This is a genomic window from Cronobacter condimenti 1330 (assembly GCF_001277255.1).
Classification (GTDB): Bacteria; Pseudomonadota; Gammaproteobacteria; order Enterobacterales; family Enterobacteriaceae; genus Cronobacter; species Cronobacter condimenti.
The window spans coordinates 405,682-429,020 of record NZ_CP012264.1; the positions used below are offsets into that span (position 1 = coordinate 405,682).

At 56.7% G+C, this 23,339-nt stretch carries 22 protein-coding genes; 14 read left to right on the top strand and 8 right to left on the bottom strand.

What is annotated here, in order from left to right:
- Positions 1-2: 2 nt before the first annotated feature.
- The 5 genes from accB to acuI form a co-directional block, all read right to left on the bottom strand.
- Positions 3-476, bottom strand: coding sequence for an acetyl-CoA carboxylase biotin carboxyl carrier protein (gene accB / locus AFK62_RS01905; protein WP_053531686.1), 474 nt, complete (start codon positions 474-476; stop codon positions 3-5).
- 21 nt (positions 477-497) lie between these two features.
- Positions 498-950, bottom strand: coding sequence for a type II 3-dehydroquinate dehydratase (gene aroQ / locus AFK62_RS01910; RefSeq protein WP_007673343.1), 453 nt, complete (start codon positions 948-950; stop codon positions 498-500).
- A 231-nt stretch (positions 951-1,181) separates the two neighbouring features.
- Positions 1,182-1,784 carry a protein-methionine-sulfoxide reductase heme-binding subunit MsrQ gene (gene msrQ, locus AFK62_RS01915; protein WP_007673340.1) on the bottom strand — a complete coding sequence of 201 codons (603 nt, stop codon included), beginning with the start codon at positions 1,782-1,784 and terminating at the stop codon, positions 1,182-1,184.
- Positions 1,785-2,789 (bottom strand): protein-methionine-sulfoxide reductase catalytic subunit MsrP, encoded by a 1,005-nt coding sequence (gene msrP / locus AFK62_RS01920; protein ID WP_007673337.1) that lies wholly within the window; start codon positions 2,787-2,789, stop codon positions 1,785-1,787.
- 103 nt (positions 2,790-2,892) lie between these two features.
- A complete protein-coding gene (gene acuI, locus AFK62_RS01925) occupies positions 2,893-3,867 on the bottom strand; it encodes an acrylyl-CoA reductase (NADPH) (protein WP_007673335.1) in 975 nt (324 codons plus the stop codon).
- A gap of 232 nt (positions 3,868-4,099) precedes the next feature.
- On the opposite strand from acuI, the gene csrD reads away from it, so the two are divergent.
- From csrD to tldD, 9 genes are all read left to right on the top strand, one after another.
- A complete protein-coding gene (gene csrD, locus AFK62_RS01930) occupies positions 4,100-6,040 on the top strand; it encodes an RNase E specificity factor CsrD (RefSeq protein WP_007673333.1) in 1,941 nt (646 codons plus the stop codon).
- A gap of 73 nt (positions 6,041-6,113) precedes the next feature.
- Entirely contained in the window at positions 6,114-6,299 is a 186-nt protein-coding gene (locus AFK62_RS22030; RefSeq protein WP_129232678.1) for a hypothetical protein, read from the top strand.
- A gap of 49 nt (positions 6,300-6,348) precedes the next feature.
- Positions 6,349-7,392 (top strand): rod shape-determining protein MreB, encoded by a 1,044-nt coding sequence (mreB, locus tag AFK62_RS01935; protein WP_004385136.1) that lies wholly within the window; start codon positions 6,349-6,351, stop codon positions 7,390-7,392.
- Positions 7,393-7,453: 61 nt separating this feature from the next.
- The gene (gene mreC, locus AFK62_RS01940) at positions 7,454-8,467 is read left to right on the top strand and encodes a rod shape-determining protein MreC (RefSeq protein ID WP_007673330.1); all 1,014 of its coding nucleotides are present in this window, start codon (positions 7,454-7,456) and stop codon (positions 8,465-8,467) included.
- Positions 8,467-8,955 carry a rod shape-determining protein MreD gene (gene mreD, locus AFK62_RS01945; RefSeq protein ID WP_007673328.1) on the top strand — a complete coding sequence of 163 codons (489 nt, stop codon included), beginning with the start codon at positions 8,467-8,469 and terminating at the stop codon, positions 8,953-8,955. Before mreC ends, mreD begins: the two co-directional genes overlap by 1 nt.
- A gap of 9 nt (positions 8,956-8,964) precedes the next feature.
- Positions 8,965-9,540, top strand: a complete 576-nt coding sequence (locus AFK62_RS01950) for a Maf family protein (RefSeq protein ID WP_032984442.1) — start codon at positions 8,965-8,967, stop codon at positions 9,538-9,540.
- A gap of 5 nt (positions 9,541-9,545) precedes the next feature.
- Positions 9,546-11,015 carry a ribonuclease G gene (gene rng / locus AFK62_RS01955; RefSeq protein ID WP_007673323.1) on the top strand — a complete coding sequence of 490 codons (1,470 nt, stop codon included), beginning with the start codon at positions 9,546-9,548 and terminating at the stop codon, positions 11,013-11,015.
- A 60-nt stretch (positions 11,016-11,075) separates the two neighbouring features.
- On the top strand, positions 11,076-14,876 hold the full coding sequence (gene yhdP, locus AFK62_RS01960) for an AsmA2 domain-containing protein YhdP (protein WP_007673320.1): 3,801 nt from the start codon (positions 11,076-11,078) through the stop codon (positions 14,874-14,876).
- 85 nt (positions 14,877-14,961) lie between these two features.
- The gene (tldD, locus tag AFK62_RS01965) at positions 14,962-16,407 is read left to right on the top strand and encodes a metalloprotease TldD (protein WP_007673317.1); all 1,446 of its coding nucleotides are present in this window, start codon (positions 14,962-14,964) and stop codon (positions 16,405-16,407) included.
- A gap of 39 nt (positions 16,408-16,446) precedes the next feature.
- Here the strand turns inward: tldD and aaeR are convergent, their stop codons facing one another.
- Positions 16,447-17,391 carry an HTH-type transcriptional activator AaeR gene (gene aaeR, locus AFK62_RS01970; protein WP_032984441.1) on the bottom strand — a complete coding sequence of 315 codons (945 nt, stop codon included), beginning with the start codon at positions 17,389-17,391 and terminating at the stop codon, positions 16,447-16,449.
- Between the two features lie 175 nt (positions 17,392-17,566).
- Here aaeR and aaeX point away from each other — a divergent pair, with 175 nt between their 5' ends.
- The 5 genes from aaeX (at position 17,567) to AFK62_RS01995 (ending at position 22,543) form a co-directional block, all read left to right on the top strand.
- Positions 17,567-17,770 carry a p-hydroxybenzoic acid efflux pump operon protein AaeX gene (aaeX, locus tag AFK62_RS01975; RefSeq protein WP_004385128.1) on the top strand — a complete coding sequence of 68 codons (204 nt, stop codon included), beginning with the start codon at positions 17,567-17,569 and terminating at the stop codon, positions 17,768-17,770.
- Between the two features lie 7 nt (positions 17,771-17,777).
- On the top strand, positions 17,778-18,710 hold the full coding sequence (gene aaeA, locus AFK62_RS01980) for a p-hydroxybenzoic acid efflux pump subunit AaeA (protein WP_007673313.1): 933 nt from the start codon (positions 17,778-17,780) through the stop codon (positions 18,708-18,710).
- 5 nt (positions 18,711-18,715) lie between these two features.
- Entirely contained in the window at positions 18,716-20,683 is a 1,968-nt protein-coding gene (gene aaeB / locus AFK62_RS01985) for a p-hydroxybenzoic acid efflux pump subunit AaeB (protein ID WP_007673311.1), read from the top strand.
- Between the two features lie 83 nt (positions 20,684-20,766).
- Complete coding sequence (locus AFK62_RS01990) at positions 20,767-22,221, top strand: NAD-dependent succinate-semialdehyde dehydrogenase (RefSeq protein ID WP_007673299.1); 1,455 nt, start codon at positions 20,767-20,769, stop codon at positions 22,219-22,221.
- Between the two features lie 49 nt (positions 22,222-22,270).
- The gene (locus AFK62_RS01995; RefSeq protein ID WP_007673296.1) at positions 22,271-22,543 is read left to right on the top strand and encodes a barstar family protein; all 273 of its coding nucleotides are present in this window, start codon (positions 22,271-22,273) and stop codon (positions 22,541-22,543) included.
- A gap of 70 nt (positions 22,544-22,613) precedes the next feature.
- On the opposite strand, the gene yhcN (AFK62_RS02000) is transcribed toward AFK62_RS01995, so the two are convergent.
- Both yhcN (AFK62_RS02000) and yhcN (AFK62_RS02005) read right to left on the bottom strand, forming a co-directional pair.
- Complete coding sequence (gene yhcN, locus AFK62_RS02000; protein WP_007673294.1) at positions 22,614-22,880, bottom strand: peroxide/acid stress response protein YhcN; 267 nt, start codon at positions 22,878-22,880, stop codon at positions 22,614-22,616.
- Positions 22,881-22,997: 117 nt separating this feature from the next.
- Positions 22,998-23,261 carry a peroxide/acid stress response protein YhcN gene (gene yhcN, locus AFK62_RS02005; RefSeq protein WP_032984440.1) on the bottom strand — a complete coding sequence of 88 codons (264 nt, stop codon included), beginning with the start codon at positions 23,259-23,261 and terminating at the stop codon, positions 22,998-23,000.
- Positions 23,262-23,339 lie beyond the last annotated feature (78 nt).

Consider the following 23,339-nt stretch of genomic DNA (forward strand, 5'->3'; position numbering starts at 1 on the left):
CGTTATTCGATGACAACCAGCGGCTCGTCAAATTCTACTGGCTGACCGCTTTCTACCAGGATCGCTTTCACGGTGCCGGCTTTATCGGCTTCGATCTGGTTCATCATTTTCATCGCTTCAACGATGCACAGGGTGTCGCCCACGTTGACTTTCTGGCCCACTTCCACAAACGCTTTAGCGTCCGGGCTCGGGGTACGATAGAAGGTACCAACCATCGGGGAACGTACGATGTGACCACTGACTTCTGCGGCAGCCGGAGCTTCCATTGCCGGAGCGGCAGCCGGAGCAACAGCGTTGGACAGGGCCGGCTGGGGCTGCATCATCGGCGCAGCATACGCCTGTTGCATCACCGGGAAGCCCGCATTAGCCGGGGAGCGGCTGATGCGTACAGACTCTTCGCCCTCAGAAATTTCCAGTTCAGCGATGCCTGATTCTTCAACCAGCTCGATCAGTTTTTTAATCTTACGAATATCCATGAGTGGGTTCCGTACTCTTGTTTAGTGTGATTGTGACAAGCGTTTGACCGCCGTCTGTAAAGCATAGGTATAGCCGTCGGCGCCTAATCCGCAGATGACGCCGGCTGCGATATCAGAAAGGTATGAATGATGCCGGAATGGCTCGCGGGCGTGCACGTTGCTCAGGTGAATCTCGATAAACGGGATGCTCACCGCCAGCAGCGCGTCGCGCAGTGCCACGCTGGTATGCGTAAACGCGGCCGGATTGATCAGGATATAGTCAATCGTGTCTTTAGCCTGATGAATTCGGTCGATAAGCGCGTACTCAGCGTTAGATTGCAGGTGGTCGAGCGACACATTCAGCCGTTGGGCTTCAGCGGCGAGATCGTTAACAATTTGTTCCAGCGTCTGCGTGCCATACTTCTCAGGCTCACGGGTGCCAAGCATGTTAAGGTTCGGGCCGTTCAAAAGCAAAATGTGAAATTTCTCGGTCATCCTGGCGCTATCTCCTGCCATCTTCCGGTAAATGTCAAAATATACCTTCATCGTCTGGTTGTCACCCGCCAGCACGTAAAAAACGGGGGGTGAAAAACCAAAGTCGCACATTATAACGATTTCGTAGCATTTGGCAGCTAAATACTGGTCTTATCAGGGAAGATTATCAACCACCCTCAGGAAAACGTTATCGGGGAATAACAGAAGTGCGGGAAAACGCACATAAACGCATCATGTTCGCCACCATTGGCGCAGCTTTTTATAGCGCCATGCCAGCAGAACGATCGCGCCCAGCGCGTAGAGGAGGGGTTGTGGCGACAGAGTTTTCACTGACCACAGGTAGTGAACTGGCGCGAGGATCGCGACCAGATAGACGAAATTATGCAGTGTTTGCCAGCGGCGGCCCAGTTTACGCTGCGCCGCCTGAAAGGACGTCAAGGCGAGCGCCAGGAGAATCAGCCAGCTCACTACGCCAAGCGTCAGATAGGGCCGGGAGAGAAGCTCACTGCCCAGCAGCGACAAATTACTCAACCCCAGTTCGAGCAGCGAATAACTCACCAGATGCAATGTGGCCCACGCGAAACACCATAAGCCCAACAGACGACGGGTACGGATCAGCAACGGCTGCTTAAGAAGGCGCGTCAGCGGCGTGACAAGTAACGTCGCCAGCAACAACTTTAGCGCCATCCTGCCGGTAAAATGCTGAATATCTTTCGCCGGGTCAGCGCTGAAGAAACCCTGACTTGCCGCATAAAAGAGCCAAACCAGCGGCAAAAATGCGGCGAGATGCAGCGCCACTTTCAGCCAGACAATCTGTTTTGCCGTTAAACGCACTCAGAAATTCTCCCGCAGATCCAACCCACGATAGAGCGACGCCACTTCGTCGGCGTAGCCGTTAAACAGCAACGTTGGCTGACGTTTAACGTCCAGCACGCCGCCTGCGCCGATCACGCGCTCGCTCGCCTGCGACCAGCGCGGGTGATCGACATGCGGGTTTACGTTGGCGTAAAAGCCATATTCATCAGGCGCGGCCTGGTTCCACGTGGTTGGCGGGCGCTCACGCGTCAGTTTAATGCTGACGATAGACTTAATGCCTTTAAAGCCATATTTCCACGGCACCGTCAGGCGCACCGGCGCGCCGTTTTGCGGCGGCAGCGCTTTACCGTAAACGCCCGTGGTAAGCATAACAAGCGGGTGCATCGCCTCATCAAGCCGCAGCGCTTCAACGTAAGGATATTCCAGCCCTCCGCCGATAAAACGGTCTTTCTGGCCGGGCATAATGTCGGGTGAGTAGAGCGTTTCGAAGGCGACATAACGGGCGTTGCTGGTGGGCTCGACCAGCGCGAGTAATTTATGCAGCGGGAAGCCAATCCACGGCACCACCATCGACCAGGCTTCTACGCAACGCATCCGGTAAATGCGCTCTTCCAGGGGGAACTTCTTTGTCAGGTCGTCGTGATCGAGCGTCAGCGGCTTCGCCACTTCTCCACTGATTTTGAGCGTCCAGGGATTCGTTTTCAGCACGCCCGCATTTGCTGCCGGGTCGGCTTTATCGAGCCCGAACTCATAGAAGTTGTTATAACCGGTGACTTTATCTTCCGGCGTCAGGTCGAGTTTTGGCTGGTACTGGGCCGGGCGAGTGAAATCAAGCGGCGCGCCAGTGGGCGCTTTAGGCCGATCGTTACCTTTAAACCAGGAAAGCACATCCGCTTGTGCGACAGTGGGCAGCGAGAACGCTGCGGTGGTAATGCCCAGGGCTTTAAGCACCTGACGACGCTTCATGAAGAAAGCCGATTCTGCAGTGACATCGGCTTCGGTTAAACGGCTGACTTTTTTCATGACCGGCTCCGGAATAACGACCTATAACGCTACGCCTTAATCATGACAGGGCACAAGTCAGCCTGCGAGTGGAGAGGTTAATTATCTGTAAATAAATTTTAGCTTAACGAATTTTTACCAGCGTCCGGCCCTGCGCGCGGTTATTGATAATCGCCTCAGCGAAGTTGGGCGCCTGGTCAAGCGTGATTTCGGTCGCGCTCTGCTGATAGAACGACGCGGGCAAGTCACGCACCAGGCGTTGCCATGCTTCAAGACGACGCGGCGCCGGCGTCATTACAGAGTCCACGCCCTGCAGACGCACGTTACGCAGAATAAAAGGCATTACGGTAGTCGGCAGCGCGAAACCGCCCGCCAGACCGCAGGCCGCGACGCAGCCGCCATAGTTAGTCTGCGCCAGGACTTTGGCAAGGACCTTATCACCGACGGTATCTACTGCGCCTGCCCACAGCTGTTTTTCCAGCGGTCGGCTTTCAGCAAACTCGTCACGACCAAGAATTCGGCTCGCCCCGAGACTTTTCAGGTAGTCATGCGTACTTTCGCGCCCGGAGACGGCCACGACCTCATAACCCAGATGATGTAACAGCGCGACCGCCGTGCTACCCACGCCGCCGCTTGCGCCCGTCACCAGCACTTCGCCGCTTTCCGGTCGCACGGCCGCGTCTTCCAGCGCCATCACACACAGCATGGCGGTAAAACCCGCCGTCCCGATGATCATCGCCTGACGGCCAGTCAGTCCTTCCGGCAGCGGCACCAGCCAGTCGCCTTTCACACGCGCTGTTTCTGCAAGCCCGCCCCAGTGATTTTCGCCAACGCCCCAACCGGTCAGCAGCACCTGCTGGCCTGGCGTAAAGCGCGCATCGGCGCTGTCGCGCACTACGCCTGCGAAGTCGATGCCCGGCACCATCGGGAATTCACGAATGATTTTGCCTTTGCCGGTGATTGCGAGCGCATCTTTATAGTTAAGGCTCGACCAGTCGATATCAACGGTGACTTCGGCTTGCGGCAGCATTGTCTCTTCAACGGCTTTAACTGAAGCCAGTGTCTTGCCGTCCTGCTGATCGAGAAGTAAAGCCTGCATGTTAATGCTCCTTAAAAACGACTTAAGTGGGAAAATCATTCCTGAGGACTATACTCGCATATTGAAACGTTATGCCGATTTGACGCAATAAAACTGCATAACCGTTCTCCCAATTCTGGTAGTATGCGCGGTTCGGTATTTAAAGTTAGCACTCACTTCCATCCGTTCATTAGCGTGAAGAACCGAAAGGCGGTTCCCCCGCGTGAAAACCAACCACGGAGTTAACACAAGGATGCGCTTAACGACGAAATTCTCCGCCTTTGTCACGTTGCTGGTCGGTCTGGCAATGCTGGTGACGCTGCTTGGTTGCTCACTCAGCTTTTTCAACGCCATTCAGCATAAAGTGACGCAGCGTGTCGCGTCCGTGGCATCCGTGGTGGATAACGAGCTGGTGTTTCATTCGCCGCAGGCGATGCAGCCGCGCCTGGATGAAATCATGGTGCCGCTCGATATCGTATTAATTGAGTTCGAACTGGGCGGTAAAGTCGTTTTCAGCCATGCGAGACCCGAAAGCTACCGGGAATCCACGATTCAGACCCGCAATCGTCAACTGACCGTGCCACTGATTAAACATCCCGGAATGACGGTGCGTTTGACCTGGCAAGATCCGCTGGTGACCTACTATCGCTCTCTGCTGACGACCGCGCCGCTGACGCTCGCCTTCGCCATGATGGTCATTATCATTTTTGTGTCGGTGCGCTGGATCAAGCGCCAACTGGCGGGTCAGGAACTGCTGGAAGGGCGGGCGGTACGCATCCTCAATGGCGAGCGCGGCGCCAACGCGCGCGGCAACGTTCACGAGTGGCCCACGCATGCCAGCAGCGCGCTGGATGTCCTGTTGTCGGAACTCCAGCTGGCGGGCGAGCAGCGCAGCCGCATGGATACGCTTATCCGCGCCTTTGCCGCGCAGGATGCGAAAACCGGCCTCAGTAACCGCATTTTCTTTGATAACCAACTGGCGACGCTGCTTGAAGAGCAGGAGAAAGTGGTGACGCACGGCGTGGTTATGATGATCCGTCTGCCCGATTTCGACATGCTGCGCGAAAGCTGGGGCAAAACCGCGGTGGAAGAGTATCTCTTCACGCTCATTAACATGCTCTCCACCTTTATTATGCGCTACCCCGGTGCGCTGCTGGCCCGCTATTTTCGCAGCGATTTCGCCGTTTTGCTGCCGCACCGGACGCTGAAAGAGGCCGACAGCATCGCCAGCCAGTTGCTCAAGGCGGTAGGCACGCTGCCGCCGACGCGTATGCTCGACAGCAGCGATATGCTGCATATCGGCATTTGCGCCTGGCGCAGCGGACAGACGCCCGAACAGGTGATGGAACATGCCGAGGTGGCGGCCCGCAACGCGATATTGCAGGGCGGAAATGGCTGGGCCGTGTATGACAGTTCGCTGCCGGAGAAAGGCCGCGGCAATGTGCGCTGGCGAACGCTGATTGAAAACGCGCTGCAACGCGGCGGCCCGCGCTTTTATCAAAAACCAGCCGTATTGCGTGATGGCTACGTGCATCATCGTGAATTGCTGTGTCGCATTTTTGATGGTGAGGAAGAGGTGCTGGCGGCGGAGTATATGCCGATGGTGCAGCAGTTTGGCCTCTCCGAGCAGTACGACCGCCAGTTAATTACCCGTGTAATGCCGCTTCTGCGTTTCTGGCCTGATGAAACTCTGGCGTTACCCGTGACCGTGGAATCGCTTATCCGCCCGCCATTTCAGCGCTGGCTGCGTGACACTCTGATGCAATGCGAAAAATCGCATCGAAAACGCATTCTTTTTGAACTTGCCGAGGCAGATGTTTGTCAACACCTCAACCGTTTACAACCGGTTGTGCGTTTAATCAGGGCGCTTGGGCTTCGCATCGCGGTGGTTCAGGCGGGATTAACGGTGGTCAGCACGGCCTGGATTACCGCGCTGGATGTTGAAATCATCAAGCTGCATCCGGGGCTGGTGCGGGACATCAACAAGCGCACCGAAAACCAGCTTTTTGTGCAAAGTCTGGTGGAGGCGTGCAACGGAACGCAGACGCGGGTTTTTGCTGCCGGCGTCAGAACCAAAAGTGAATGGCAGACGCTGGTCGAGCGTGGCGTGACGGGAGGTCAGGGGGATTTTTTTGCCGCCTCGCAACCTCTCGATACTACTGTGAAAAAATATTCGCAAAGATACTCGGTTTGACCTGCCGTTTAACTTGTTTTCACGTAGAATAACGCGCGCTGCATCTTAAGGGGGCGCATGCCTGCCGGCCAGAATGTCGCAGCATATTAAAGCAGGCTTTAACTCTGTGTGTTTAAAACGTCGTCGGGCCAGCAACGCTCACGAAATCGTCAGCCGGAAAGACCGGGGCGGCGACGGTTTAACAGAAGGAAAAGCCGCACTATTTTTCACCGATGCAGAACATTTTTTGCGCCTTGTCGCTGCTTCGTGTGGTTGGTAAAGTAAGCGGATTTTGTTTTCCGCCCCAGCTTTCAGGATTATCCCTTAGTATGTTTAAAAAATTTCGTGGCATGTTTTCCAATGACCTGTCCATTGACCTGGGTACCGCGAATACCCTTATCTATGTAAAAGGGCAAGGCATCGTACTGAATGAGCCTTCCGTGGTTGCCATTCGCCAGGATCGTGCCGGCTCGCCGAAGAGCGTCGCGGCCGTAGGTCATGAAGCGAAGCAGATGCTTGGCCGTACGCCGGGTAATATCGCTGCTATCCGCCCGATGAAAGATGGCGTGATCGCCGATTTCTTTGTCACGGAAAAAATGCTCCAGCACTTTATTAAGCAAGTGCATAGCAATAGCTTTATGCGTCCGAGCCCGCGTGTGCTGGTGTGCGTTCCGGTTGGTGCGACGCAGGTTGAACGCCGCGCTATCCGCGAATCCGCACAGGGCGCTGGCGCTCGCGAAGTTTTCCTGATTGAAGAGCCTATGGCGGCTGCCATTGGCGCAGGCCTGCCGGTGTCTGAAGCGACCGGCTCTATGGTGGTGGATATCGGTGGCGGTACGACCGAAGTTGCCGTGATCTCCCTGAACGGCGTGGTGTACTCCTCCTCCGTCCGTATCGGCGGTGACCGCTTTGACGAAGCCATCATTAATTATGTGCGCCGTAACTACGGCTCGCTTATCGGTGAAGCCACCGCTGAGCGTATCAAACATGAAATCGGCTCCGCCTACCCAGGCGATGAAGTCCGCGAAATCGAAGTTCGCGGCCGTAACCTGGCAGAGGGCGTACCGCGCGGTTTCACTCTGAACTCCAACGAAATTCTCGAAGCGCTGCAGGAACCGCTGACCGGCATTGTCAGCGCCGTTATGGTTGCGCTGGAACAGTGCCCGCCGGAACTGGCTTCCGACATCTCCGAGCGCGGTATGGTACTGACCGGCGGCGGCGCGCTGCTGCGTAACCTTGACCGTTTGCTGATGGAAGAGACCGGCATTCCGGTTGTGGTGGCGGAAGATCCGCTCACTTGCGTAGCCCGAGGCGGCGGCAAGGCGCTGGAAATGATCGACATGCACGGCGGCGACCTGTTCAGCGAAGAGTAACAGCCGCAGGAAAGGGCAACTCAGGTTGCCCTTCTTGTTGGTTTGGGAATACGCATAGCCTATGAAGCCAATTTTTAGCCGTGGCCCGTCGCTACAGATTCGCCTTATTCTGGCGGTGCTGGTGGCGCTTGGTGTCATCATCGCCGACAGCCGCCTCGGTACGTTTAGTCAGATTCGAACGTACATGGATACCGCCGTCAGTCCTTTCTACTTTATCTCCAACGGTCCACGTGAATTACTCGACAGTGTCTCGCAAACGCTGGCGTCCCGCGATCAGCTTGAGCTGGAAAACCGGGCGCTGCGCCAGGAGCTGCTGCTGAAAAACAGCGAAATTCTGATGCTTGGTCAGTACAAGCAGGAAAACGCGCGCCTGCGCGAACTGCTGGGCTCGCCGCTGCGTCAGGACGAACAGAAAATGGTCACGCAGGTGATCTCAACCGTTAACGATCCCTACAGCGATCAGGTCGTGATTGATAAGGGCAGCGTTAACGGCGTTTATGAAGGACAGCCGGTCATCAGCGATAAAGGCGTGGTCGGTCAGGTCGTCGCGGTCGCGAAACTGACCAGCCGCGTGCTGCTTATCTGCGACGCTACCCATGCGTTGCCTATCCAGGTGCTGCGTAACGATATTCGCGTAATTGCTGCGGGTAGCGGTTGCACTGATGATTTGCAGCTTGAGCATCTGCCGGCCAACACCGATATTCGCGTTGGCGACGTGCTGGTGACATCGGGTCTTGGCGGGCGTTTCCCGGAAGGATATCCGGTGGGCGTCGTGTCATCGGTTAAGCTTGATACCCAGCGTGCTTACACGGTTATCCAGGCTCGTCCGACTGCGGGCCTGCAGCGTCTGCGTTATCTGCTGCTTCTCTGGGGCGCGGATCGCGAAGGCGCTAACCCGATGACGCCGGAAGAAGTGCATCGTGTGGCGAACGAACGTCTGATGCAGATGATGCCGCAGGTCTTACCGTCGCCGGATGCGATGGGGCCGCCTGCGCCCGCTCCGGCTGCGCCGAACGCGGCCTCTCCTGCCACCACGCCGTCTAACGGCGCACCTCCCGCACAGGGAGGGCAGTAGTGGCGAGCTACCGTAGTCAGGGGCGCTGGGTTATCTGGCTCTCCTTTTTAATCGCGCTGCTGCTGCAGATTATGCCCTGGCCGGATGCGATTATCGTCTTCCGGCCTAACTGGGTGCTGTTGATTCTCCTGTACTGGATCCTTGCGCTGCCGCATCGCGTAAATGTTGGCACGGGTTTTGTGATGGGTGCCATACTGGATCTTATCAGTGGCTCTACGCTCGGGGTTCGCGCGCTTTCACTGAGCATTATCGCCTACCTGGTCGCGCTGAAATTCCAGCTATTCCGCAATCTGGCGCTCTGGCAACAGGCGCTGGTGGTCATGCTCTTGTCGCTGGCCGCCGATATTATTGTCTTCTGGGCGGAATTCCTGGTTATCGATGTCTCCTTGCGACCAGAAGTCTTCTGGAGCAGCGTAGTGAACGGTGTGCTCTGGCCCTGGATATTCCTGCTGATGCGCAAAGTGCGTCAACAGTTTGCTGTACAATAAAGGACAGATATGACAGATCTTTATCTCGCATCGGGCTCGCCGCGTCGGCAGGAGCTGCTGAGAATGCTGGGCGTTACCTTTGAACGTCTGGTGCCGGGTGTGGAAGAGCAGCGCGCTGATCAGGAAGCGCCGCAGGATTATGTTATTCGTCTCGCTCGCGACAAAGCCCGTGCTGGAGTAGCGCTGGCCACGCGCGATCTCCCTGTGCTGGGCGCAGACACCATCGTGGTGCTAAACGGCGACGTGCTGGAAAAACCGCGCGATGCCGCACATGCCGCGGATATGCTGCGTAGCCTCTCCGGGCAGACGCACCAGGTGATGACCGGCGTCGCACTGGCGGATGCCACGCGCGTGCGTGAGCGTCTGGTCGTGACGCAGGTGACCTTCCGCGCGTTGACGGAGCAGGATATTGCGGCGTATGTGGCGAGTGGCGAGCCGATGGATAAAGCGGGCGCTTACGGTATTCAGGGGCTGGGCGGCTGTTTTGTTCGACGTATTGAGGGAAGTTACCACGCGGTGGTAGGTCTTCCGCTGGTAGAAACCTGGGAATTACTGAGCGAATTCAACTCACTGCGTGAGGGATAAACAACATGACGGCTGAATTGTTGGTCAACGTTACCCCGTCGGAAACCCGGGTAGCGTATATTGATGGCGGTATTTTGCAGGAAATCCATATTGAGCGTGAAGCGCGCCGCGGAATAGTAGGCAATATCTACAAAGGTCGGGTCAGTCGCGTTCTTCCGGGAATGCAGGCGGCATTTGTAGATATTGGCCTCGATAAAGCCGCGTTTCTTCACGCCTCCGACATCATGCCGCACACCGAATGCGTGGCGGGTGACGAGCAGAAAAACTTCACTGTCCGCGATATCTCTGAACTGGTGCGCCAGGGACAGGATCTCATGGTGCAGGTCGTCAAAGATCCGCTCGGCACCAAAGGCGCCCGCCTCACGACCGACATTACGCTGCCGTCGCGTTATCTGGTTTTTATGCCAGGCGCATCCCACGTTGGGGTTTCCCAGCGCATTGAGAGCGAAACCGAGCGCGAGCGCTTAAAGCGCATTGTGGCGGATTACTGCGATGAGCAGGGTGGTTTTATCATCCGTACCGCCGCGGAAGGGGTATGTGAAGACGATTTAGCGTCTGATGCCGCCTACCTGAAACGCGTCTGGACCAAAGTGATGGAGCGTAAAAAACGCCATCAGACGCGTTATCAGCTTTACGGCGAACTGGCGCTGGCCCAGCGTGTCCTGCGTGATTTCGCGGTGGCTCAGCTTGACCGCATCCGCGTTGATTCCCGCCTGACCTATGAAATGCTGCTGGAGTTTACGGCGGAATATATGCCGGAGATGAACAGCAAGCTTGAGCACTACAGCGGTCGCCAGCCGATTTTCGATCTCTATGATGTTGAGAACGAAATCCAGCGCGCACTGGAGCGCAAAGTTGAGCTGAAATCTGGCGGCTATCTGATCATCGATCAAACCGAAGCGATGACGACGATTGATATCAACACCGGCGCTTTTGTCGGCCATCGTAATCTCGACGACACCATTTTTAACACCAACATCGAAGCAACACAGGCGATCGCCCGCCAGCTGCGGCTGCGTAATCTCGGCGGCATTATCATCATCGACTTTATCGATATGAGTAATGAAGATCACCGCCGCCGCGTACTGCATTCGCTGGAGCAGGCGCTGAGCAAGGATCGCGTTAAGACTGGCATTAACGGCTTCTCGCAGCTCGGCCTGGTGGAAATGACGCGTAAGCGCACCCGTGAAAGCATCGAACATGTGCTGTGCAATGACTGTCCAACCTGTCATGGGCGCGGCACCGTTAAAACCGTGGAAACCGTCTGCTATGAAATCATGCGCGAAATTGTGCGCGTGCATCATGCATACGACTCCGATCGCTTCCTGGTCTACGCCTCGCCAGCCGTGGCGGAGGCACTGAAAAGCGATGAATCCCATGCGCTGGCCGAAGTGGAGATTTTTGTCGGTAAACAGGTTAAGGTGCAAATCGAACCGCTCTATAACCAGGAGCAGTTCGACGTGGTCATGATGTAACGCACAGCGGTCAACTGTGTGAGTGAAGGTACCGCCGCGGCGGCTGACAAGGAGAGAAGGGTGAGGCGACTGCCGGGCATTTTGCTACTCACAGGCGCAACGCTGGTTGTTATCGTCGCACTGATGGTGAGTGGGTTGCGGCTCGCGTTGCCACATCTCAACACCTGGCGCCCGGCGTTACTGGAGAAGATCTCCGCCGCCACGGGCGTGCCGGTGCAGGCAAGCCACATCGCCGCCGCCTGGCAGACATTCGGCCCCACGCTTGATGTGCGCGATATCCGCGTGCAGCTTAGCGATGGCGGCAGCTTTTCGGTTAAACGTGTCACGCTCGCGCTGGATGTCTGGCAAAGCCTGCTGCACGCGCGCTGGCAATTTCGCGATCTCACTTTTTATCAACTCCAGATGCGCACCAATACGCCTTTTAAGCAAAGCGAAGGCGGCAACCCGCTGGAAGGCAATAAGTTCAGCGATCTCTTCTTCCGTCAGTTCGATCATTTCGATCTGCGCGACAGCACCGTCAGTTTTATCACCCTCTCCGGCCAGCGCGCCGAGCTCGCAATCCCCCAACTCACCTGGCTTAACGGCAAAAACCGCCATCGCGCTGAAGGTGAAGTGAGCCTGTCGAGCCTCACCGGCCAGCACGGCGTGATGCAGGTGCGTATGGATTTGCGCGACGACAATGGGTTACTAAACCGCGGCACGGTCTGGATGCAGGCCGACGATGTGGATGTTAAGCCCTGGCTTGGCAAATGGATGAAAGACAACGTCGATCTTACCAGCGCGCAGTTTAGTCTTGAGGCATGGATGACGCTGCGCGATGGCGAAGTGGCGGGTGGCGATATCTGGTTAAAACAGGGTGGTACCACGTGGCGCGGCGATGACCGTAACCACCAGTTATCCGTGGATAACCTCACCGCACATATCAGCCGCGACGACAACGCCTGGCAGGTCGCTATTCCACAGACGCGCGTGACGGTTGACGATAAACCCTGGCCTGCCGGGTCGCTGAAGCTCGCCTGGCTTGCCGATCAGCCGGTAGAGGGCGATAAAGTGCGCCGCAGCAACGAACTGCGCGTGCGCGCCAGCAATCTGGCGTTGAGCGGTCTGGAAGGATTTTTACCGCTGGCCACCCGCCTTGCGCCGTCGCTTGGCGATGTGTGGGGCAGCACTCGCCCACAAGGGAAAATCGATGCGCTGGCGCTGGATATACCGCTTGAAGCAACAGACAAAACCCGCTTTTTCGCCAAATGGCACGATCTCTCCTGGCAGCAGTGGAAGCTCCTGCCCGGGGCGGAACATTTTTCTGGCTCGGTATCCGGCACGCTTGAACATGGACGCACAACGGTGCGAATGAACGATGCCCGCATGCCTTATCAAGGTGTTTTCCGCGCGCCGCTGGAGGTAGCCCGCGGCGAGGCGACCTTTGACTGGCGTAACAATGCCGACGGCTTTACGCTCGATGGCAAAAATCTAGACGTACAGGCGCACTCGCTGTGGGCGCGTGGCGATTTCCGCTATCAACAGCCGAAGAGTGGTCAGCCGTGGCTGGAGATCCTGGCTGGCATTGCAACGCCTGATGCCGCACAAGCCTGGCGCTATTTCCCGGAAAACCTGATGGGTAAAGATCTTGTGGATTACCTGAGCGGGGCGATTCAGGGTGGTCAGGTTGAGAATGCGACGCTGGTGTATGTCGGCAATCCGCAACATTTTCCGTATAAACAAAATGATGGTCAGTTTGAAGTGTACGTCCCGCTGCGTAACGCCACTTATGCGTTTCAGCCTGACTGGCCTGCGCTAAAAGACCTGGCCATCGACCTGGATTTCCGTAATGACGGTTTGTGGATGGCCGCGCCACAGGTAGGGCTTGGCGGCGTGACGGGCAAAAGCCTGACGGCCGTCATCCCCGATTACTCGCAGGAAAAACTGTTTATCGACGCTGATATCGCCGGGCCGGGTAAAGCGGTCGGGCCTTATTTTAACGACACGCCGCTTGCGGATTCACTGGGCTCAACGCTTGAGGAACTCCAGCTTGATGGCGATGTGAATGCTCGCTTACATCTTGATATTCCGCTCGACGGCTCAATGACCACGGCCGAGGGCGATGTCTGGCTGCGTAACAACGCGCTTTTTGTGAAGCCACTGAACAGTACGCTGCATAACCTGAACGGGAAATTCAGTTTTGTGAATGGCAATCTTAAAAGCGAGCCGCTACAGGCCACCTGGTTCAATCAACCGCTGAATATCGACTTCGCCACGCGTGAAGAAGAGAAAGCCTATCAGGTGGACGTCAACATGAACGGCGACTGGCAGCCCACCCGCACCGGGCTTTTGCCAAAACCCCTGAACGAGGCGCTCAGCGGCTCGATTCCCTGGAGCGGCAAAGTAGGGATTTCGCTGCCGTATCATGCTGGCGTCAATTACCAGGTCGATATTAGTGGCGATCTGAAGAATGTAAGTAGTCACTTACCTCAGCCGGTCGATAAAGCCGCCGGGAAAGCGCTGCCGTTTAAAGTCCGCGCCAAAGGCGACCTGCAACGTTTCGATATCACCGGTAACGTGGGGGCAGAAAACCATTTCAACAGCCGCTGGCTGCTGGGCCGCAAACTGACGCTGGATCGCGCCATCTGGGCCACGGACAGCCGCACTACACCCCCATTGCCGGAAAACCGCGGCGTTGAGCTTAACCTGCCCGCGATGGATGGCGCACAGTGGCTGGCGCTCTTTAATCAGGGCGCGGCGCAGAAGGTGAGTAGCACCACGCAATTCCCGGAAGCCATTACGCTGCGCACCCCCGCGCTGACCTTTGGTGGCCAGCGCTGGAATAACCTGAGCGTGATGGCAAAACCACAAGCGGAAGGTACGGAAATTTCTGCGCAGGGGCGCGAAATCAACGGGCGCTTGCTGATGCGCGACGGCGCACCATGGCAGGCCACCATCGATTACCTCTATTACAACCCGGCCCAGGAAAAAGAGGCGGCCTCGGTGTTGAGCGGGGCTTCCGGCAAACCTGCGCAGGCGATAGATTTCAGCGGCTGGCCGAATCTGGCGCTGCGCTGCGCCGAGTGCTGGCTGTGGGGCCAGAAATATGGTCGCATCGATGGCGATTTCACGATTAACGGCGATACGCTGTCGCTTTCGAACGGCCTGCTGGATACCGGCTTTGCACGCCTTACGATGCAGGGGGAATGGGTCAACCGCGCCGATGCGATGCGCACCTCGCTAAAAGGCGTCCTGAAAGGCAAACAGCTCGACGCCGCGACCAATTTCTTCGGCGTGAAAACGCCGCTGCAAGGCTCGTCATTTAATGTCGATTACGATCTGCACTGGCGCGATGCGCCCTGGAAACCTGATGAAGCCTCACTGAGCGGCGTGCTACACACGCGGCTTGGCAAAGGGCAAATCGCCGATCTCGGCACCGGCCACGCGGGCCAGTTGCTGCGTCTGCTGAGCTTTGACGCGCTGCTTCGTAAGCTGCGCTTTGACTTCAGCGATACCTTCGGCGAAGGTTTTTATTACGATTCGATTCGCAGCACCGCGTGGATTAAAGACGGCGTGCTGCATACCGACGATACGCTGGTCGACGGACTGGAAGCGGATATCGCCATGAAAGGCTCCGTTAACCTGCCTGCCCGGACGCTGGACATGGAAGCGGTCGTAGCGCCGGAAATTTCGGCGACGGTTGGTGTCGCGGCGGCCTTTGCCGTCAACCCGATTGTCGGGGCGGCGGTGTTTGCGGCCAGTAAAGTGCTTGGCCCGCTGTGGAATAAAATTTCCGTTCTGCGTTACCACATCACCGGGCCGGTCGATAAGCCGCAAATCAATGAGGTGATGCGCCAGCCGCGTGCGGAAGTGGCGCAATGATTTGACGCCAGCCTGGAATTACCGCAAGCTCGCCTGATAACCTTTTTCATTGCCCGTGCGGGCAGGACCATGAGAGTAGCAAACAATGAGTCTGAACCTGGTAAGTGAGCAGCTACTGTCTGCAAATGGCCTGAGCCATCAGGATCTCTTCTCCATCCTGGGCCAGCTTTATGAGCGCCGCCTGGATTACGGCGATCTTTATTTTCAGTCCAGTTATCACGAATCCTGGGTTTTAGAAGACCGCATCATTAAAGACGGCTCTTACAACATCGACCAGGGCGTGGGCGTGCGCGCGGTTAGTGGTGAAAAAACCGGTTTTGCGTATGCCGATCAGATTAGCCTGCTGGCGCTGACGCAGAGTGCGCAGGCCGCGCGCAGCATTGTGCGCGAGCAGGGCGACGGACGTGTGAAAACGCTGAACGCCGTTGAGTATTCCCCGCTTTACACCACGCTTGACCCACTGCAAAGCCTGAGCCGTGAAGAGAAACTCGATATTTTACGTCGCGTTGATAACGCAGCGCGCGCGGCAGACAAACGCGTTCAGGAAGTGAGCGCGAGCCTGACCGGCGTCTATGAACTGATTCTGGTGGCCGCGACCGATGGCACGCTGGCGGCGGATGTGCGTCCGCTGGTGCGTCTTTCTGTCAGCGTACAGGTTGAAGATGATGGCAAACGCGAGCGCGGCTCCAGCGGCGGCGGCGGACGTTTCGGTTACCAGTGGTTCCTTGAAGAGACCGAGGGTGAAGTGCGCGCTGAAGCGTGGGCGCGAGAAGCCGTACGCATGGCGCTGGTGAATCTCAGCGCGGTGGCGGCCCCTGCGGGCACGCTGCCGGTGGTGCTCGGCGCGGGCTGGCCTGGCGTGCTGCTGCACGAAGCGGTCGGTCACGGTCTGGAAGGCGATTTTAACCGTCGCGGGACTTCAGTCTTTAGCGGTCAGATGGGCCAGCTCGTCGCCTCTGAACTTTGCACCGTGGTGGATGACGGCACGCTCGCCAACCGCCGTGGTTCACTGGCGATTGATGACGAAGGCGTACCGGGACAGTACAACGTGCTTATCGAAAACGGCATTCTGAAAGGCTATATGCAGGATAAGCTTAACGCGCGCCTGATGGGCGTCCCGCCGACTGGCAACGGGCGCCGCGAATCCTACGCGCACCTGCCGATGCCACGTATGACCAACACCTATATGCTGGCCGGGAAATCCACGCCGCAGGAGATTATCGAGTCTGTAGAGTACGGTATCTTCGCCCCGAATTTTGGCGGCGGCCAGGTGGATATTACTTCCGGTAAGTTCGTCTTCTCGACCTCTGAAGCCTACCTTATCGAAAAGGGCAAAGTGACGAAGCCGGTGAAAGGCGCGACGCTTATCGGCTCTGGTATTGAGGCGATGCAGCAGATCTCGATGGTCGGCAACGACGTGAAGCTGGATAACGGCGTCGGCGTGTGCGGCAAAGAGGGACAAAGCCTGCCGGTGGGCGTCGGCCAACCGACGCTGAAAGTGGATAACCTCACGGTTGGCGGCACCGCATAAGCCTTCTGTTTCGCCCCTCTGTTACGAGGGGCGAGGCATTCAGGTACGGCTCTCTTTTCCCTTCCCGTTTCTGCCCCGCATCTCCTGATACACCTGCGCCACCATCACAAAATAATCATTTAGCGCGTTGATACACACCTGCACTTTGAGCGGTAGTTTGTCTTTTTCGGTATAAAGCGCATAGACCGGGCGCGGATCGGACTGATAGCGCGGAAAGAGGATCTCCAGCTCGCCGCTGTTGATCTCATCGATAACCCACATGAGCGGAACATACGCAATGCCCGCACCCGCCTTGAGCCAGCGGGAAAGCGTCATCGGGTCGTTGGTGACAAAGCGGCCTTGCGGGAGCAAACGCGTGGAAATACCTTCGGGGGCGATCAGTTCGAATTCATTGTCAGGACGTACGCTGTATTCAAGCCATGAATGATTGGCGAGATCGGCGGGTTTTTCCGGCGTGCCGGCCTGCGCGAGATAGCTTTTGGCCGCACAGACCACCATCGGCATGGAGCCGAGACGTTTTGAGAACAGGCTTGAATCCTGAAGCGCGCCCACGCGGATAACCACATCCAGCCCGTCGGCTATCAGGTCCGGCGCAGGAATGCCGGTTACCAGATTGACCGACAGCCCGGGATAATCGCGCAGCATACCGGCAGTCAGCGTTGCGAGGACATTTTGCGCCATGGTTGAAGAACAACCAATCCGCAGCGTGCCGATAGGGCTGTTATTGAAAGCGTATAATTGCTCGTGGACTTCCTGGACTTCGTGCAGCATGCGACGACAACCCTGATAGTAGATCCGGCCTGCCTCGGTTAAGCCAATACTGCGAGTACTGCGGTTTAACAGCTTGACCTGTAACTCGTCTTCTAACTTCGATACCGTCTGGCTGATAGACGATACGCTCATCTCAAGCTGCCTGGCGGCGCTGGTAAACGATCCCAGCTCTACCACTTTGGCAAACACCGACATTCTTTTTAGTCGTTCCATTATTCACTCTGGCTTAAAAGTGATTTAGATCACATATCATAGATAACTTACTATCAGTTACGCTAATATATTATTTCCAACATAACTAACACCGTACTCTCTCCCGGCCATTCCAGGCTATTCGGTGCGGAATATAGTTTAAAAATCAATCGCCTGCACGCAAATCAAGGTCAACATGAGTCTTTTTCCGGTCATTGTGATATTCGGTCTTTCCTTTCCGCCGATCTTTTTTGAGCTTCTGCTGTCGCTGGCGATTTTCTGGCTGGTGCGCCGCGCGCTGATCCCAACCGGGATCTACGATTTTGTCTGGCATCCGGCGTTATTTAATACGGCGCTCTATTGCTGTCTGTTTTATCTGCTGTCGCGCTTGTTTGTCTGAGGTTGATGTGAAAGTACTAACAACAAAAATAACCCGCACAGCCATCACCGTGGTGCTGGTCGTGCTCGCCTTCATCGCCATTTTTCGCGCCTGGAGTTTTTATACCGAGTCGCCCTGGACGCGCGACGCGCGTTTCACGGCAGACGTCGTTGCTATCGCTCCCGATGTCGCCGGGCTTATCACCTCGGTGGAGGTGCATGACAACCAGTTAGTGAAGAAAGATCAGGTGCTCTTCACTATAGACCAGCCGCGCTACCAGAAGGCGCTGGAAGAGGCGGAAGCGGACGTAGCGTATTATGCGGCGCTGGCTAACGAAAAACGCCGCGAGGCGGGCCGCCGCAACCGGCTGGGTGTTCAGGCCATGTCGCGTGAAGAGATAGACCAGGCGAATAATGTACTGCAAACCGTGCAGCATCAGCTTGCGAAAGCCGAGGCGACGCGCGATTTGGCGAAGCTTGACCTCCAGCGTACTGTCATTCGTGCCCCGGCGGATGGCTGGATCACGAACCTTAATGTCTACACTGGCGAATTTATTACGCGCGGCTCCACGGCGGTGGCGCTGGTAAAACAAAATAGTTTTTACGTGCAGGCGTATATGGAAGAAACCAAGCTTGAAGGTGTGCGTCCTGGTTTTCGCGTTGAGATCACACCGCTTGGCAGCAATCATGTGCTTCACGGCACCGTGGACAGTATTTCCGCGGGCGTGACCAACGCCAGCAGTACGCGCGATGATAAAGGCATGGCAACGGTCGATTCCAATCTCGAATGGGTGCGTCTGGCCCAGCGCGTACCGGTGCGTATTCGCCTTGATAAACAACCTGGTAATTTCTACCCGGCCGGCACTACGGCAACGGTGGTGGTGACAGGCGAGCACGATCGCGACCGCAGCCAGGAATCGGCCTTTAACAAGCTGATGCACCGCCTGCGCGAATTCGGTTAATCGCCATGGGATTTCTTTCTATCGATCCCCGGCACCTGCGCTTTGCGATAAAACTCGCGACCGCCATTGTGCTGGCGCTGTTTGTCGGGTTCCACTTTCAACTGGAGACGCCGCGCTGGGCGGTATTGACTGCCGCTATCGTAGCGGCCGGTCCGGCATTTGCTGCGGGCGGTGAACCGTGGTCCGGCGCGATCCGCTATCGCGGTATGCTGAGGATTATCGGTACGTTCATTGGCTGTATTGCCGCGCTGGTAATTATCATCGGCACTATCCGCGCGCCGGTGGTCATGCTCACCATCTGCTGCGTCTGGGCCGGTTTTTGTACCTGGGTCTCTTCGCTGGTGAGGGTCGAAAACTCATACGCCTGGGGCCTTGCGGGTTACACGGCGCTGATCATCGTCATTACCATTCAAACCGAGCCGCTGCTGGCACCACAGTTTGCGCTGGAGCGCTGTAGCGAAATCGTGCTCGGGATTTTCAGTGCGATTATTGCTGACCTGTTGTTCTCGCCGCGCTCGATTAAAAAAGAGATCGACCGCGAACTCGACGCATTGCTGGTGGAACAGTTCCGTCTGATGCAGCTTTGCATGGCCCATGGCGACAGCGAAGAAGTGGATAACGCGTGGGGCGCGCTGGTCCGGCGCACCGCGGCGCTGGACGGAATGCGGGTTAACCTGAATATGGAGTCGTCGCGCTGGGGGCGGGCGAACCGGCGGCTGAAAGCGCTGAATACACTTTCGCTGACGCTCATCACCCAGGCGTGTGAAACCTATCTGATCCAGAACACCCGGCCTGAAGCGATTGCGCCTGAATACCGTGAACTGTTTGTCGAACCGGTGGAAACGGCCGCTGACGTGCATCGTCGCCTGAAGTTTATTCGCCGTGTGCTCTCCTGGACGGGTGAGCACGACACGCCGGTAACGATTTACACCTGGGTCGGCGCTGCGACGCGTTATTTGCTGCTCAAACGCGGGGTTATCACTAACGCAAAAATCAGCGCGGTGGAAGAGGATGTACTGACCGACGAGGTGGTGGTGAAACCGGCGTCGGCGGAGCGCCACCACGCGATGATTAACTTTTGGCGTACCACCGTCTCGTGCCTGCTGGGCGCGTTGTTCTGGCTCTGGACCGGCTGGACCTCCGGCAGCGGCGCGATGATTATGATTGCGGTCGTGACGGCGCTCGCCATGCGCTTGCCGAACCCACGCATGGTTTCGCTCGACTTCCTGTACGGGATGCTGGCGGCGCTGCCGCTTGGCGCGTTCTATTTTCTGGTGGTGTTGCCCTCGACCCAGCAGAGTATGTTGTTGCTCTGTATCAGCCTGGCGCTGCTCGGCTTCTTTATTGGCATCGAGGTGCAGAAGCGGCGGCTTGGCTCTATGGGCGCGCTGGCGGGCACCATCAATATTCTGGTGCTCGATAACCCGATGACATTTCACTTCAGCCAGTTTCTCGACAGTGCGCTCGGGCAACTGGTGGGGTGTGTGCTGGCGATGATGGTGATTCTGGTTATTCGCGATAATTCGCAGACGCAGACGGGCCGCACGCTGCTCAATCAGTTCGTCTCGGCGGCGGTATCGTCACTGACCACCAACAAGGCGCGCCGCAAAGAGAACCATCTGCCGGCGCTTTACCAGCAGCTGTTTCTGCTGCTGAGTAAATTTCCGGGGGATGTCGCGAAGTTTCGTCTGGCGCTGAATCTGATTATCGCGCATCAGCGTCTGCGCGAAGCGCCGGTGCCGGTGAATGACGATCTCTCGGCGTTTCATCGCCAGCTCCGCCATACAGCAGACCGGTTGATTTCTGCTTCCAGCGACGAGAAGCGGCGCGCGACGTTCCGTCAGTTGCTGGAGGAACTGGCAGTCTATCAGGAGAAGTTGCACGTCTGGGCGGCGCCGCAGTCGGTTATCGATTCGGTGAAACGCCTGACCGATATGCTGCACAAATATCAGCATGCACTGACCAACAATTAATGCCAAAACCGACGCCCAAAGCGTCGGTTTTTTTATGACTATACTTACCTCCATCCACGGACATTCATGTGCAGGAGGGGACAATGACCGCACAACCATTTGCAGAACATGCGTTTTTTAAAACCGGCTACTTTGTTGACGGGAAATGGCAGACCGCGCAGGAAACCTTCGATGTGCTGAATCCGGCCACCGGCGAGGTCATCGCGCAGGTGGCGAAAGCCGGTAAAAAAGAGACCGAAGCTGCCATCGCGGCCGCAAGCCGCGCCTTTCCGGCCTGGCGCGCCAGGACGGCGAAAGAACGTTCTGAGATTCTTTACCGCTGGTATCAGCTGATGATCGAAAACAAGCGCTGGCTTGGCGAGCTGATGACGAGCGAGCAGGGCAAACCGCTGAAAGAGGCGGAAGGCGAAGTGGAATACGCGGCAAACTTTATCCAGTGGTTCGCCGAGCAGGCCAAACGCGCCAACGGGGAGATCATTCCCCCTGCGAAGCCAGGCTCTCGCATTCTGGCGACCCGTGAACCGGTCGGCGTGGTAGCGGCGATTACACCATGGAACTTCCCGATGGCGATGTTAACCCGCAAACTCGGCCCGGCGCTTGCCGCTGGCTGTACGGGGGTTATCAAACCGGCTAATAACACGCCGCTGAGCGCCTTTGCGCTTCTCGCGCTGGCGCAGGAGGCGGGCGTGCCGGATGGCGTGCTGAACGCGGTTGCGGGCAGTACGTCAGAAATCAGCGACGCCATTATGGCAAGCCCGGAAGTACGCAAAATCTCGTTCACTGGCTCTACAGCCGTTGGCAAAACGCTGATGCGTAATGCCGCCGAAACCATGAAAAAAGTCTCGATGGAACTTGGTGGCAATGCGCCCTATATCGTCTTTGACGATGCGGATATTGATGCGGCGGTCAAAGGCGCCATCGCCAATAAATTCCGTAATGCGGGGCAGGTGTGCGTGAGCGTGAACCGCTTTTATATTCAGGAAGGCGTCTACGACCGTTTTGTCAACCAACTGGCGGAGGCGGTAAAAGCGCTGAAAGTAGGCAACGGTATGGAAGACGGCGTTATCGTCGGGCCGCTGATTGAACAGTCTGCCGTGGATAAAGTGCGCGAACATGTAGAGGATGCCGTCGCGAAAGGGGCGAAAGTCCTGACCGGCGGTAAACCGCATGCCCTTGGCGGCAACTTCTGGCAACCAACGGTATTGATTGACGCAAATGACGACATGAAACTGGCCCAGGAAGAGACCTTCGGCCCGCTCGCGGCCTGCTTTAGCTTCAAAACGGAAGAAGAAGTCATTGAGCGTGCGAATAATACGCCTTACGGTCTGGCAGCCTATTTCTACACCCAGAACCTTCAGCGCGTGTTTCGCGTATCGCAGCAGCTGGAAAGCGGCATGATTGGCATTAATGAATGCGCGGTTTCAACGGAGCTTGCGCCGTTTGGCGGCGTAAAAGAGTCAGGACTGGGGCGCGAGGGCTCCGTGCTGGGACTGGAAGAGTTTATGGAAGTGAAAACGCTGCATCTTGGCGGCTTATAAGTAAGCGTGAGGGCGGCGTGACGGCCGCCCCGTAAGCGTGGCGACGACAATGAAAAGCTATTGTTTTGATTTCAGTACAATTGCCGATCAGCAGGCCTTTTATACGGCTTTTGCGGATACTTTCGGCATAACGCCTGCGCGCGTCGGGGATTTGGATAGTTTGTGGCAGGTGGTGACGCAAGGAGAGCTGCCGTTGCCGCTGGAGATCTTATTCCTGCATGTGACGGCGGAAGTGAAACGCCGCTTCGGCGCGCTGATTCTGCTGTTTGATGAAGCAGAAGAGGAGCTGGAAGGGCAGCTCCTCTTCAATATTCGGCAATAACCATACTTTAAACCCTGAAAAAGGCCCCCGCGAGGCAGGGGCAAAAGTCGTCGGAGAAGACGACGAGGGTTTATTTGTACAGTTGTGCCGTGGCGTGCCAGTGATCGCCCTGAGTCAGTTCAGTGATGCGATAGTGGCTGGCGCCTTCTTTTTCTGCTTTTGCGGCCAGTTGCTGACGTACGTCCATCGGCGAGCCGCTCAGCTGCGTCACGGAGACGGAGCCCATCGGCTGAAGATCTTGCGCCTGTTGCGCGTTAACTTGGTGTACGGCGGCGCTGGCACCAAATGAAAGTACGGATGCAAGGCCCAGAGCAGTGATGGTAAAAGTGGTTTTCATAATTCATTCCTCATGCAGGTGTATTCAGCGGCCTTAATGGTTAGCGTACGGTTTTTATCGGGCCGCTGAGAGGTTACGGTATAGCAGCGCCTCAGCGCAGTTCACGGCTTATACCGCTTATTTATAAAGCTCTGCAGTAGCGTGCCAGTGATCACCGGTACGGGCTTCGATCACGCGGTATGCGCTCGCGCCTTTCGCTTCTGCTTTTTCATTCAACATCTGACGCAGGTCCATCGGTGCGCCGCTCACAGCGTCAACGGATACAGTGCCGATAGGCTGACGATTCTGCGCCTGTTCTGCGTTGATAGAATCCGCCGCGAACGCGCCGAAGGACAGCATAGAGAGAAGTGTCAGAGCTGTTACAGTAGATTGGGTTTTCATGTTCTTTTCCTCGTCGTAATTGTTATCGGTGGGGTCTTATTGTGTGACCCTCATCACAAAATCAAGTATACACTAATC